General features: G+C 38.2%; 13 protein-coding genes. All 13 read left to right on the forward strand.

What is annotated here, in order from left to right; translation table 11 throughout:
• Positions 1–196: 196 nt before the first annotated feature.
• The 13 genes from ACIQLB_RS12175 to ACIQLB_RS12235 all read left to right on the forward strand — a co-directional run bounded on the left by ACIQLB_RS12175 (position 197) and on the right by ACIQLB_RS12235 (position 12454).
• A complete protein-coding gene (locus ACIQLB_RS12175; RefSeq protein ID WP_400725746.1) occupies positions 197–2350 on the forward strand; it encodes an EAL domain-containing protein in 2154 nt (717 codons plus the stop codon).
• 126 nt (positions 2351–2476) lie between these two features.
• Positions 2477–3106 carry a uracil phosphoribosyltransferase gene (upp, locus tag ACIQLB_RS12180; RefSeq protein ID WP_370044630.1) on the forward strand — a complete coding sequence of 210 codons (630 nt, stop codon included), beginning with the start codon at positions 2477–2479 and terminating at the stop codon, positions 3104–3106.
• 394 nt (positions 3107–3500) lie between these two features.
• Positions 3501–4622: a non-hydrolyzing UDP-N-acetylglucosamine 2-epimerase gene (wecB, locus tag ACIQLB_RS12185; protein ID WP_400725750.1), complete on the forward strand. Its 1122-nt coding sequence runs from the start codon at positions 3501–3503 to the stop codon at positions 4620–4622.
• A 517-nt stretch (positions 4623–5139) separates the two neighbouring features.
• Positions 5140–5511 (forward strand): ATP synthase subunit I, encoded by a 372-nt coding sequence (locus ACIQLB_RS12190; RefSeq protein ID WP_053484445.1) that lies wholly within the window; start codon positions 5140–5142, stop codon positions 5509–5511.
• A gap of 36 nt (positions 5512–5547) precedes the next feature.
• Entirely contained in the window at positions 5548–6270 is a 723-nt protein-coding gene (gene atpB, locus ACIQLB_RS12195) for a F0F1 ATP synthase subunit A (protein WP_400725754.1), read from the forward strand.
• A gap of 64 nt (positions 6271–6334) precedes the next feature.
• On the forward strand, positions 6335–6547 hold the full coding sequence (gene atpE / locus ACIQLB_RS12200) for a F0F1 ATP synthase subunit C (protein ID WP_049668022.1): 213 nt from the start codon (positions 6335–6337) through the stop codon (positions 6545–6547).
• 173 nt (positions 6548–6720) lie between these two features.
• Complete coding sequence (gene atpF, locus ACIQLB_RS12205) at positions 6721–7242, forward strand: F0F1 ATP synthase subunit B (protein ID WP_400725758.1); 522 nt, start codon at positions 6721–6723, stop codon at positions 7240–7242.
• Entirely contained in the window at positions 7239–7775 is a 537-nt protein-coding gene (locus ACIQLB_RS12210; RefSeq protein WP_400725760.1) for a F0F1 ATP synthase subunit delta, read from the forward strand. Before atpF ends, ACIQLB_RS12210 begins: the two co-directional genes overlap by 4 nt.
• Positions 7776–7803: 28 nt before the next feature.
• Positions 7804–9312 carry a F0F1 ATP synthase subunit alpha gene (gene atpA / locus ACIQLB_RS12215; protein ID WP_400725763.1) on the forward strand — a complete coding sequence of 503 codons (1509 nt, stop codon included), beginning with the start codon at positions 7804–7806 and terminating at the stop codon, positions 9310–9312.
• A gap of 47 nt (positions 9313–9359) precedes the next feature.
• Complete coding sequence (gene atpG / locus ACIQLB_RS12220) at positions 9360–10217, forward strand: ATP synthase F1 subunit gamma (protein WP_400725766.1); 858 nt, start codon at positions 9360–9362, stop codon at positions 10215–10217.
• Positions 10218–10266: 49 nt separating this feature from the next.
• Entirely contained in the window at positions 10267–11682 is a 1416-nt protein-coding gene (atpD, locus tag ACIQLB_RS12225) for a F0F1 ATP synthase subunit beta (RefSeq protein ID WP_079559414.1), read from the forward strand.
• A gap of 24 nt (positions 11683–11706) precedes the next feature.
• Positions 11707–12114 carry a F0F1 ATP synthase subunit epsilon gene (locus ACIQLB_RS12230; RefSeq protein WP_268636088.1) on the forward strand — a complete coding sequence of 136 codons (408 nt, stop codon included), beginning with the start codon at positions 11707–11709 and terminating at the stop codon, positions 12112–12114.
• Positions 12115–12214: 100 nt separating this feature from the next.
• Entirely contained in the window at positions 12215–12454 is a 240-nt protein-coding gene (locus ACIQLB_RS12235; RefSeq protein ID WP_400725770.1) for a DUF1146 family protein, read from the forward strand.
• Positions 12455–12758: the final 304 nt, after the last annotated feature.

Consider the following 12758-nt stretch of genomic DNA (forward strand, 5'->3'; position numbering starts at 1 on the left):
TAAATTTAAAAAATAGAAATAAAATACTCCTATTTTTGAATTTATTTACATAAACTTAGTATAAAAGGATATATTATAGTAGAGCGAGACAGATAATGTCCCTTTGCAAAGAATAGTTTTTATAAAAGTGACAATTTATTGAATTTTTATGTACAATATTAGAGAGATTTAAAGTGATAGAGGGAGGAGGGGCTGGATGGTTACTAAAACAATGTTCATAGAAAATGAAATGCTATTAAATACAATTCGTAGGTTAGGTGATAACTCTAAAGAAAGCTACGTTATTATTGATGCAACAAATAATCATTGCGTATTAGAATGTAATGATTCTTTTTGTACGCTTACAAATACTACACGTTCAAAAATAATAAATAACGATTATTTTTCATGGATGGGAAACGAAGAACAGACAACTATTGAAAAGATTAAACAAAAAATACATAGCGGAGTCATAGTACAAGCAAAATGGCACCATAATTGTTACGATAAACCTCCTTTTTGGGCAGAGATACAAGCACTCCCATTTCAAAATAATGAAAATGAAACATTATTTGTACTAGTACTTGTGAAGGATGTTACGTACTATCACACCGAGGAATTTTTAATGCACCTTGAGAAAGCTATGTACGAAGCGATTGAAAAGGACAATTCCTTTGATAAAATGATGAGCATTATTTGCAGTAGTCTTGATGAATTTTTTTTACCGAATATATCAAGTATGGTACTTGTCAAAATGGAGGCAGATCAATTACGAGTTTTTAATGGGAACGATAAAACAAAAGGTTTACCGGAGCGTTGTGAAAACAATGAATTTTTTAAGAGAGTTATGCAAGGAGAGGCATCCATTCTAATTAAGAGCTTGGATGAAATTGATATTCCAATAGAACATAAAATGTTTGCCAATTCATCTAAAAAGCCATCTGGTTGGTTTATGCCAATATACAATCAACAACAGCAAGCAATTGGATTATTTGCGATATTTTTAGAGCAACATGGTAGTGATCAGAAGTTTTTTGAAAGTTTGTTCCGAAAAATCGGTGCTCTTGTTGCATTGGCATACTCGTATGCAAAAACACAAAAAAGGATACGGGATTTAGCCTATATCGATATCACAACGGGGCTGCCTAATCGACATGGTTTTATAAACAAGGTAGAAAAAGAATACGGTCAAAATGGCCATATCAAAATTTTAAAGCCGAGCGAATTCCCTCAAATTGTCGAGTTATATGGTCGTGAAGCGGGAGATGAGCTTTTAAGACAAATTGCCAAACGTCTAAATGAAGAGAAGTATGAGCATAACGAATATATTGCTAGATTTACAAGCTCTAGTTTAATCATTTCGAATGCAACATCCGATGAAGGCTTCTTAAATTATGAAAGGCGTATAAAAGAGATTATTCGTCAGCCCTTTATTGTAGGTGGCAAGCAAATTTATATTACACTGAAAACTGGAATTGCTTTATATAATGATGAGATAAAAATTGTTGATGCGATTCGCTTTGCAGATAATGCTGTATCCTTTGCAGCCAATAAACCAGGTACTCATACGGAAATATTTACGCAAGAAAGAAATGATGTGCTTGAGCAGCAAATGACAGTGTTAAACCATTTGGCACAAGCATTAAAAAACAAAGAAATCTCGGTGAATTTACAGCCAAAGGTGGATTTACGGACAGGTGAAATTCAAAGTATTGAAGCGCTCGCTCGCTGGATTTCTCCGAAACTCGGTTTCGTGTCTCCGGCAATCTTTATTCCAGTGGCAGAAAGTGCGGGGAAGGTACGAGAAATCGATATTCAAATATTAGAGATAGTTCTTTCGTGGTTAGCAGGGCGTAAAAGATTAGGGAGAAAATTAGTGAAGGTAGCTGTAAATATTTCGCCTGATCATTTTTACTATGCTAATTTTGTGCAGGATACATTGGAGCTTGTTCAGAAATACAATATAGATCCGAAATATATCATTTTAGAAGTAACGGAAACGATTGGCCTAGTTGATTTTCAGACCGCTTTTTCTATTATTCAGGAATTAAAGGGGTACGGCTTTGAAACCTCTGTGGATGATTTTGGAACAGGCTTCTCATCACTAAGTTATTTACAAAGACTGCCGTTTACTGAATTGAAAATAGATCGAAGCTTTATTAATGCTATTAATGATGATGCTGCGACACTCGCTATTGTCCGATCCATTATTCAATTAGCATTAAACTTAGGAATGACTTCAGTCGCAGAAGGTATTGAAAGTAAAGAGCAGGTTGAGATTTTACGCGCACTTGGCTGTACAGTTGGACAAGGTTACTTCTATTATAAGCCGATGACAATAGAACAGTTAGATGCAATACTAGATGAATAATCGCTATTATATGTAGTAAACATTCTTGAAAAGGAATTGTCCCAAATTTATTTTTGAGACGACTCCTTTTTTCTGTTATACTAGGTGAGATAAAAATGAAATCCGAACGGTTAGGAGAGATTCCCTTTGAGCAAAGTATACGTATTTGATCATCCACTAATCCAACATAAGTTAACTTATATTCGTGATAAGAATACAGGAACAAAAGAATTTCGTGAGCTAGTAGACGAAGTTGCAACATTAATGGCATTCGAAATTACACGTGATATGCCAGTAGAGGAAATTGAAATTGAGACACCTGTTACAGTCGCTAAGACAAAAGTACTTTCTGGTAAGAAAATTGCAATTGTACCGATTTTACGTGCAGGTATTGGCATGGTAGATGGTGTATTAAATCTAATTCCAGCTGCAAAAGTTGGTCATATCGGACTTTATCGTGACCCAGAAACTTTAAAACCTGTAGAATACTATGCAAAACTTCCTGCAGATGTTGAAGAACGTGATTTCATTATTGTAGACCCAATGCTTGCAACTGGTGGATCAGCAGTGGAAGCGATCAACTCACTGAAAAAACGTGGTGCGAAAAGCATTAAATTCATGTGCTTAATCGCAGCGCCAGAGGGTGTAAAAGAAATTCAAGAACAGCATCCAGATGTAGATATTTATATTGCTGCACTAGATGAAAAATTAAATGACCATGGCTACATTGTCCCTGGTTTAGGTGATGCAGGCGACCGCTTATTCGGTACGAAGTAATACTAAACAGTTTTTGAATTCATTTAGCTTCTTTCAGCAGAAGCCTCCCACCTCTATAAGGTGGTGAGATGAATGCGGATTTAAGCTATTTTTCAGAGGGTGTCCAAACACCCGCTGAAAGAAGTTAAAGCCTCCGGCGGATGTCACGGAATCGGAAAGGAGTTCTTTGTGCAAGCACAAAGCCGATTCCGGACGCAACTATGCCGAGGCATAGTTGATTATGTAATTTTTGGGAAACTTATAACTTTTGAGAGCGTCCTTCAATATTGAAGGACGTTTCATAGTATGTAAGGCGATTTACTTCTCTTGAAGTTCGACACTTGCTTCATATGATGCAGATCAAGGGAGTAAAGCACTTTTCATACAAATATAACAAAGGACGGTGCAATTCATTTTGACGAAAAAATGGAGAGTAATGACAATTTTCGGTACGAGACCTGAGGCTATTAAAATGGCTCCACTTGTATTGGAATTACAAAAGCATCCTGAGCAAATAGAATCGATTGTGACGGTAACAGCCCAACATCGCCAAATGCTCGATCAAGTTTTAGACACATTTAAAATTACACCAGACTACGATTTAAATATTATGAAGGATCGTCAAACATTAATTGACGTGACGACTAATGCATTACAAGGCTTAGACAAAGTCATGAAAGAAGCAAAACCGGATATTGTTTTAGTACATGGCGATACAGCAACAACTTTCATTGCAAGCTTAGCTGCATTTTATAACCAAATTGCTATTGGACATGTGGAAGCAGGTCTTCGAACTTGGAATAAGTATTCACCATACCCAGAGGAAATGAACCGCCAATTAACAGGTGTCATGGCTGACCTTCATTTCGCGCCGACAGAAGTATCAAAGAAAAACCTTGTAGATGAAAATAAAAACCCTGAAACTATTTTTGTGACAGGTAACACAGCTATCGACGCATTAGCGACAACAGTAAGTGAACATTACACACATCCTGTGTTAGAAAAAATAGGTTCAGATCGTATGATTTTATTAACAGCACATCGTCGTGAAAATTTAGGTGAACCTATGCGACATATGTTTAGAGCAATTACAAGAATTTTAGCAGAGCATGAGGATGTACAAGTTGTTTACCCAGTCCATATGAACCCAGCTGTACGAGAAATAGCGAATGAGATTTTAGGAGATCATAAGCGTGTACATTTAATTGAACCTCTTGAGGTCTTCGATTTCCATAACTTTGCGGCTAATTCTTATATGATTTTAACTGATTCTGGTGGCGTCCAAGAAGAAGCCCCTTCATTAGGTAAACCAGTTTTAGTACTAAGAGATACAACAGAGCGCCCAGAAGGTATTGCTGCAGGGACTCTAAAGCTAGCTGGAACGGAAGAAGAAACAATCTATTCTCTAGCTAAGCAATTACTAGAAGATACAAATGCCTATGAAGCAATGGCAAAAGCGTCAAATCCTTATGGTGATGGACACGCTTCTGAGCGTATTGTGAAGGCTCTTTTGGGATTTTTACAAAAAAGCAAGTAATATCCCTTATCGAAAACGAAAAATGAGTCTAATGTACTAACTGTGATGAGTGAGCTAATTTGCGAGCATAAATGTGTCGTAAATTAGCTTTTTTTTGCACAAACGTGAACTTTGATTTTGAAGCTATGAATTTCCATACACAAATTTGTCAACAATTTGACAAGAGTATAGTGGCTGTGAAGTTTTTCTCCTTTACTAATTGACTTCAAATATCTCCTATTGTATGCTTACAAAGGGTAATAATGATAAGGGTTTCAAATCGTAAATAGAGGTTGAAACACTTGTTACATCAAGTTTCTACTAAATTGACAGTTCAAACAATAAGCTGTCGATTTGCAACGTTTTGTGCGTTTCGGGGTGTAAGATATTTTTGGGATTTACACCTGTAATTTCAAAATGACGCTCTCCCGTTACTATTCCGCTGTGAGTAGTGTTTTTCACTGCTCTTTTCTGATTTCACATAGTGGTCAGCAAACGTTTCTTTACTCGAAAAAATGATTCAGGAGATTATAAACCAATGCTAGATTTGCATCACATTATTGCTGTGCAGAAGAGAGCGTTATTTTTTTTGCTCGCACTCTGTGCATTAGGCTGGGGATTTACACCCTATCAGACGGTTTTTGCGGGCATCGCAATCGGTGCATTCTTTGGTACGTATAATTTTTGGATTTTAGTTCGCCGTATGGACAAGTTTGATCGATCCATTAGTGAAGGGAAGAAAGTAGGCTCACTTGGTACAGCACTTCGCTTTGCATCAGGTGTAGCGGCAGTCGCTTTAGCCATTTCGTTGCCAAACTATTTTCACTTAATTAGCACGGTCATAGGGCTAATGATTCCGTACGTTTTTCTCTTTGTCGAGAGAATTGTGTCACATGTAAGGAACCGCTAATGTGCTTTAAATTAGAAAGAGAGGTGAAAAATAACAATGAATCATGAAGCTCCATTAAAAGTAGTTGATTTTGGTTTGTTCAAGCTAACGTTCAACCTTTCAACTGTTATGATGTTACTAGTTGCGGCCTTAATCGTTTTCTTAATCGCATTTATCTCAACTAGAAGCCTAAAGTTAAAACCTACTGGCATGCAAAACTTTATGGAATGGATTATGGATTTCGTAAAGAACATCATAAAAAGCAACATGGACTGGAAAACTGGTGGACGATTCCACATATTAGGTATCACACTTATTATGTTTATCGCTGTATCTAACTTATTAGGTCTTCCATTCTCTATCGCCTATAACGGCGAACTTTGGTGGAAATCTCCTACAGCTGACCCAACTGTTACAATGACGCTTGCAGCAATGATTTTAGCCTTAACACATTTCTATGGTATTAAAATGAAGGGTACAGGCCATTATGTTGGTACATTCTTCAAGCCAATGTCATTCATGTTCCCGCTAAAAATCGTTGAAGAATTTGCGAACACTTTAACATTAGGTCTTCGTCTTTACGGTAACATTTATGCAGGTGAGATTCTACTTGGCTTAATCGCAGGTTTAGCATCATCAGGTGCTGTTGGATTCATCGGAGCAATTGTTCCAATGATGGCATGGCAAGGTTTCTCTATTTTCATCGGCTTTATCCAAGCCTTTATCTTCACAATGTTAACAATGGTATACATGGCTCATAAAGTGAGCGATGACCATTAATATAAAGCATATATCTTATGCTTGAACCAAAAAAAACAAACAATTCCAAGGAGGAAATTTTCAAATGGGTTTATTAGCAGCAGCAATCGCAATCGGTCTAGGTGCACTTGGTGCAGGTATCGGTAACGGTCTTATCGTTTCAAAAACAGTAGAAGGTATCGCTCGCCAACCAGAAGCTCGTGGCGTTCTTCAAACTACAATGTTCATCGGGGTAGCATTAGTTGAAGCCCTACCAATCATCGCAGTAGTAATCGCATTCATCGTAATGAACAAATAATTCAGTTGTACACTGAATTCTAGTGGCGAAGCAGGAATCTCCAGATGAAACTTCGCCATTCATTTTGGAACTGATAAAAGCTATGTGTAAATATAGCTTTTTAAAATAGGTAGTTTTTCAAGTAATTAAATTATTATGTTGAAGTTAAAGCTCTTGAAGGGAGTGAAACAATCGTGTTTTTAGATTATCTTGTACTAGGCAGCGCTGAGCCAGGTTTCAATGGTGGCGATATCGCCGCAACATTAGTTATCTTCTTAGTGTTAATGCTATTACTTAAAAAGTTCGCTTGGGGTCCACTTATGGGCATCATGCAACAACGTGAAGAATTAGTAGCTAGTGAAATCGAAGCAGCTGAAAAAGCCCGCAAAGATTCTCACCAATATTTAGAAGAACAAAAGAGCCTTCTTAAAGAAGCTCGTACGGAAGCACAATCGATTGTTGAAGGCGCTAAGAAGCAAGGCGAAACGCAAAAAGAAGAAATTCTTACTGCAGCTCGCAATGAAGCAAACCGCTTAAAAGAATCGGCTTTACGTGAAATTGAGTCTGAAAAAGAAAAAGCTATTGCAGCTGTACGTGATGAAGTCGTTTCATTATCTGTACTTGCAGCATCTAAAGTCCTTAGCAAAGAGATTTCTGAGGCAGACAACCGTGCTCTAATTGAAGAGACGATTGCGAAGGCAGGGGAAGCTCGATGAGTAATTCAACTGTAGCAAAACGTTACGCACAAGCGCTTTTTCAATTAGCGCAACAAAAAAACATTCTTGCTGAAGTTGGAGCAAACTTAAACGAGCTAACAAAGGTTGTCAAAGAATCTCCTGATTTTTTAACACTTTTAAATGCTCCTAAGTTCTCTATCGAACGTAAGAAACAAATGGTAGCAGAAATCTTTGCAGGTGCAACTCCAGAGGTTGTACACACAGTTCAACTACTTGTTGAGAAAAAACGTGTAAACGAAGTGAAGCTTATTGCTAACGCATATGCTGAGCTTGCTGCACAGGCACAAGGTACTGCAGATGCAACAGTATTCTCTACTCGTGCACTTTCTGCTGAAGAAAGCGCTAATATTTCTACAACATTTGCGAAACTTGTAGGGAAACAATCATTAAACATTACAAACGAAATTGATCCATCACTTCTTGGTGGTATTCGTGTTCAAATCGGTAATCATATTTATGATAGCTCAGTAGCGAACAAGCTTGAGCGCCTAAAACGTGAATTAATCGGTTAATAATTTAGAAATGTGAGAGGTGACATACATGGGCATCAAGGCTGAAGAAATCAGCAGTCTGATTAAACAACAGATTGAGAATTATGAATCTGAACTTAAAGTAAGCGAAGTTGGTACAGTTATCCGTATTGGTGACGGTATCGCTCTTGCTCATGGCCTCGACAACGCCATGGCTGGAGAACTTCTAGAGTTCTCTAACGGTGTTATGGGTATGGCTCAAAACCTAGAAGAAGGTAACGTTGGTATCGTAATCTTAGGTCCATACGCTGACATCAAAGAAGGCGATGAAGTTCGTCGTACAGGTCGTATCATGGAAGTACCAGTTGGTGAAGAACTAATTGGCCGTGTTGTAAACCCACTTGGTCAACCAGTGGATGGACAAGGTCCAATCAACACAACAAAATCTCGTCCAATCGAAAGTCCAGCTTTCGGTGTAATGGCTCGTAAATCAGTACACGAACCACTACAAACTGGTATCAAAGCAATTGACGCTTTAGTACCAATCGGTCGTGGTCAACGTGAGTTAATCATCGGTGACCGTCAAGTAGGTAAAACATCTGTAGCAATCGATACAATCTTAAACCAAACTGGTGAAAATATGATTTGTATCTATGTTGCCATCGGTCAAAAAGAATCAACTGTACGTGGTGTAGTTGAAACGTTACGTAAGCACGGTGCATTAGATTATACAATCGTTGTAACTGCTGCTGCATCTCAACCAGCTCCATTACTATACTTAGCACCATTTGCTGGTGTTTCTATGGCAGAAGAATTCATGTTACAAGGTAAGCACGTATTAATCGTGTATGATGATCTTTCTAAACAAGCATCAGCTTACCGTGAACTTTCACTTCTTCTACGCCGTCCTCCAGGTCGTGAAGCATACCCTGGTGACGTTTTCTACTTACACAGCCGCTTACTTGAACGTGCTGCGAAGTTAAATGAAACATATCAAAATGGTTCTATTACAGCTCTTCCATTCGTTGAGACACAAGCTGGGGATATCTCTGCATACATCCCAACTAACGTAATCTCAATCACTGATGGACAAATCTTCTTACAATCTGACTTATTCAACTCAGGTGTACGTCCAGCGATTAACGCCGGTCTTTCTGTATCACGTGTAGGTGGATCTGCTCAAATTAAAGCGATGAAAAAAGTTGCGGGTACACTACGTCTTGACTTAGCTGCATTCCGTGAACTTGAATCATTTGCTCAATTCGGTTCTGATTTAGATAAAATCACACTGGCTAAACTTGAGCGTGGTAAACGTACGGTTGAAGTTCTTAAACAAGACCTAAACAAACCACTTAAAGTTGAAAAGCAAGTTGCTATCCTTTATGCATTAACTAAAGGTCACTTAGATGATATTCCAGTACAAGATATCGTTCGCTTTGAAGGTGAATTCTTAAGCTGGTTAGAAACAAACCACACAAACGTTTTAGATCACGTTCGTACTACAAAAGAACTTGCTCCTGATGCTGATTATGTAGCAGCTTTAACTGAGTTCAAAAAAACTTTCGCTAAATCAGAATAAGTTCGAGCTAGTCACTTGATTAAAAAACAAAAGGTGGTGAAATACCAGTGGTAAACTTACGCGAAATAAAAGGTCGTATTAATTCTACAAAGAGTACGAAACAAATTACGAAAGCGATGCAGATGGTTTCTTCTTCCAAGTTACGTCGTGCAGAGCAAAACGCTAAAGCGTACGTTCCTTACATGGAAAAAATCCAGGACGTAGTAGGCGCAATCGCTTCAGGGACAAAAGACAGTGGACATCCAATGTTAACTGCTCGTCCTGTTAAGAAAACAGCTTACTTAGTCATTGGTTCTGACCGTGGTCTTGCAGGTGCTTACAACTCAAGTATTCTACGTCAAGTACAACGTACAATTGACGAGCGTCATAAATCAAAAGACGAATACGTTATTTTAGCGGTAGGTCGTGTTGTTCGTGACTACTTTGTGAAACGTGATCATAATGTCGTCAGCGATGTTGTCGGTCTTCCGGACCAACCATCATTTGCTGATATTAAAGAAATCGCTCGTAAAGCTGTTGGTATGTTCACTGATGGTACGTATGATGAACTTTATATGTACTACAATCACTTTGTCAGCGCTATTGCTAGCGAAGTGACAGAGAAAAAACTTCTTCCATTAACGGATCTTGCACCTGCTAGCAGTAATGCTTCTTACGAATTTGAGCCATCTGGTGAAGCAATTCTTGAAGTGTTACTTCCACAATACGCGGAAAGCTTAGTTTACGGCGCATTATTAGATGGAAAAGCAAGTGAACATGCTTCTCGTATGACGGCTATGAAAAATGCAACTGATAACGCATCTGATCTTATTTCAGATCTTTCATTGCAATATAACCGTGCGCGTCAAGCGGCGATTACACAAGAAATTACAGAAATCGTTGGTGGAGCTGCAGCCTTAGAATAGGCCCAGCTTCCCAATGTCGTATAAGAATACGATAGGAGGATACACAGTAATGAATAAAGGACATGTTATTCAAGTAATGGGACCAGTTGTTGACGTAAAATTTAACAATGGCCAATTACCAGCAATCTATAACTCACTAACAGTTAAGATTGAACGTCCTAATGAAGAACCAACAATTCTTGCATTAGAAGTTGCTCTTCATTTAGGTGATGATTCTGTTCGTACAATTGCAATGTCATCTACTGATGGCTTACAACGTGGAGCAGAAGTAACAGACTCAGGAAAAGCTATCTCAGTACCAGTTGGTGAAGTTACTTTAGGTCGTGTATTCAACGTACTTGGAGAAGTAATCGACTTAGGTGAAGAGATTCCAGCTGATGTTCGTCGTGATTCAATTCACCGCGAAGCACCATCTTTCGATGAACTTTCAACTACAGTTGAAATTCTTGAAACAGGTATCAAAGTAGTAGACTTATTAGCACCATATATTAAAGGTGGTAAAATCGGTCTATTCGGTGGTGCCGGTGTAGGTAAAACTGTATTAATCCAAGAATTAATCAACAACATCGCACAAGAGCACTCAGGTATCTCTGTATTCGCTGGTGTAGGTGAGCGTACTCGTGAAGGGAACGACTTATTCTTCGAGATGAGCGATTCAGGCGTTATCAAGCAAACAGCGATGGTATTCGGTCAAATGAACGAACCACCAGGTGCACGTATGCGTGTAGCTTTAACTGGTCTTACAATGGCAGAATACTTCCGTGATGAGCAAGGTGCTGACGTACTTTTATTCATCGACAATATCTTCCGTTTCACACAAGCAGGTTCTGAGGTTTCTGCCCTATTAGGTCGTATGCCTTCTGCGGTAGGTTACCAACCAACACTTGCAACTGAAATGGGTAAATTACAAGAACGTATCACATCTACTAACAAAGGTTCTGTAACTTCTATTCAAGCGATCTATGTACCAGCCGATGACTATACTGACCCGGCTCCAGCTACAACTTTCGCCCATTTAGATGCAACTACTAACCTTGAGCGTAAATTATCAGAAATGGGTATCTACCCTGCGGTTGACCCATTAGCTTCGACTTCTCGTGCTTTATCACCAGAAATCGTAGGCGCTGAGCACTACGCAATCGCTACTGGTGTACAACGTACAATCCAACGTTACCGTGAATTACAAGATATCATTGCTATCTTAGGTATGGATGAATTATCTGATGAAGATAAACAAACAGTAGAACGTGCTCGTCGTATTCAATTCTTCTTATCTCAAAACTTCCACGTTGCGGAACAATTTACTGGTCAAAAAGGTTCTTATGTACCTGTTAAAGAAACTGTTCGCTCATTCAAGGAAATCCTTGATGGCAAATGGGATCACCTACCAGAAGATGCTTTCCGTCTAGTTGGTTCTATTGATGAAGTAGTTGAAAAAGCGAAAAGCATGGGCGTAGAGGTTTAATACTAGGGACGAGGAGGAAAAAATATGAAGACAGTTCTAGTCAATATTGTCACTCCCGACGGCCCAGTATACGATTCTGAAGTATCAATGGTAATCGCTAAAACAACTTCAGGTGAAATCGGTGTTCTTGCAGGCCATATTCCTATGGTTGCTCCACTTGCAATTGGTGCAGTGAAGCTTAAAAAAGAAAACGGTTCAACTGAGCTGGTAGCTTTAAGTGGTGGTTTCATTGAAGTTCGCCCTGAAAAAATCTCAATTTTAGCACCATCTGCTGAAATTGCTGAAAGCATAGATGTTAAACGTGCTAAAGAAGCCGTTAAACGTGCTGAAGGTCGTCTTCAAGGTAAACAAGATAACATTGATTTCAAACGTGCTGACCTAGCATTAAAACGTGCGTTGAATCGTATCAACGTTCATGAGGGTAATATCTAATTCAAATTTTAACGGGCAGATTCAACATCTGTCCGTTTTTTAACATTTTATATATACTGTTTGAGAGTATCGCTAGAGGAATTAATATGGAGGAAACAATATGGAAATATATGAGGCAATAGGGCAGGAAGCTTTAATAGGGATTTTATCGCATATATTTTTTATCGCTATTACTTTTTATGCGCTACAAGCGTTTATGCTAGATAAAATCTTTAAGAAGAATAAAGTTTTTCAAATCCAATTAATTTATATTTTATTGAGTATTGCGATAGGATCAGCCGTTTCTAACTTCTTTCTGCAAATTTCAAACTGGTCAGGGAAGCTTCCGTATTTATTTTAATAGCCCCTAATTACTGTCTTGATGTTAGTAATGGAATCTACATGTTTCACAGGGCTTTATAACAAAATTTATGTGGTCCTTTGAAATATGTATAAATAAGTTTTAAGAAATCCATAGATTTTGTTTTTTGTTCACATATCTTTGGGTTTATATTAGAAATTTACGCTTTTCTTCCGTGTTATTGGTCATTCACAAAAAAAAAAATCATGCGTACAATAAATAAATAGCAAAATATCAATAAATGACGTAAAATAGTGATTTGGATGCTTGAACGAGCGTAAGAAAAGTTGTACTATAAAGTTGT

This window comes from Lysinibacillus sp. NPDC092081 (genome assembly GCF_044755845.1).
Lineage (GTDB): Bacteria > Bacillota > Bacilli > Bacillales_A > Planococcaceae > Lysinibacillus.

What these genes read in the sequence shown, in the direction of transcription:
- ACIQLB_RS12235 (WP_400725770.1), top strand. Translation starts at nt 12,215, where the DNA reads ATGGAAATATATGAGGCAATAGGGCAGGAAGCTTTAATAGGGATTTTA.
- ACIQLB_RS12210 (WP_400725760.1), top strand. Translation starts at nt 7,239, where the DNA reads ATGAGTAATTCAACTGTAGCAAAACGTTACGCACAAGCGCTTTTTCAA.
- ACIQLB_RS12175 (WP_400725746.1), top strand. Translation starts at nt 197, where the DNA reads ATGGTTACTAAAACAATGTTCATAGAAAATGAAATGCTATTAAATACA.
- ACIQLB_RS12190 (WP_053484445.1), top strand. Translation starts at nt 5,140, where the DNA reads ATGCTAGATTTGCATCACATTATTGCTGTGCAGAAGAGAGCGTTATTT.
- atpE (WP_049668022.1), top strand. Translation starts at nt 6,335, where the DNA reads ATGGGTTTATTAGCAGCAGCAATCGCAATCGGTCTAGGTGCACTTGGT.
- ACIQLB_RS12230 (WP_268636088.1), top strand. Translation starts at nt 11,707, where the DNA reads ATGAAGACAGTTCTAGTCAATATTGTCACTCCCGACGGCCCAGTATAC.
- atpB (WP_400725754.1), top strand. Translation starts at nt 5,548, where the DNA reads ATGAATCATGAAGCTCCATTAAAAGTAGTTGATTTTGGTTTGTTCAAG.
- atpA (WP_400725763.1), top strand. Translation starts at nt 7,804, where the DNA reads ATGGGCATCAAGGCTGAAGAAATCAGCAGTCTGATTAAACAACAGATT.
- atpD (WP_079559414.1), top strand. Translation starts at nt 10,267, where the DNA reads ATGAATAAAGGACATGTTATTCAAGTAATGGGACCAGTTGTTGACGTA.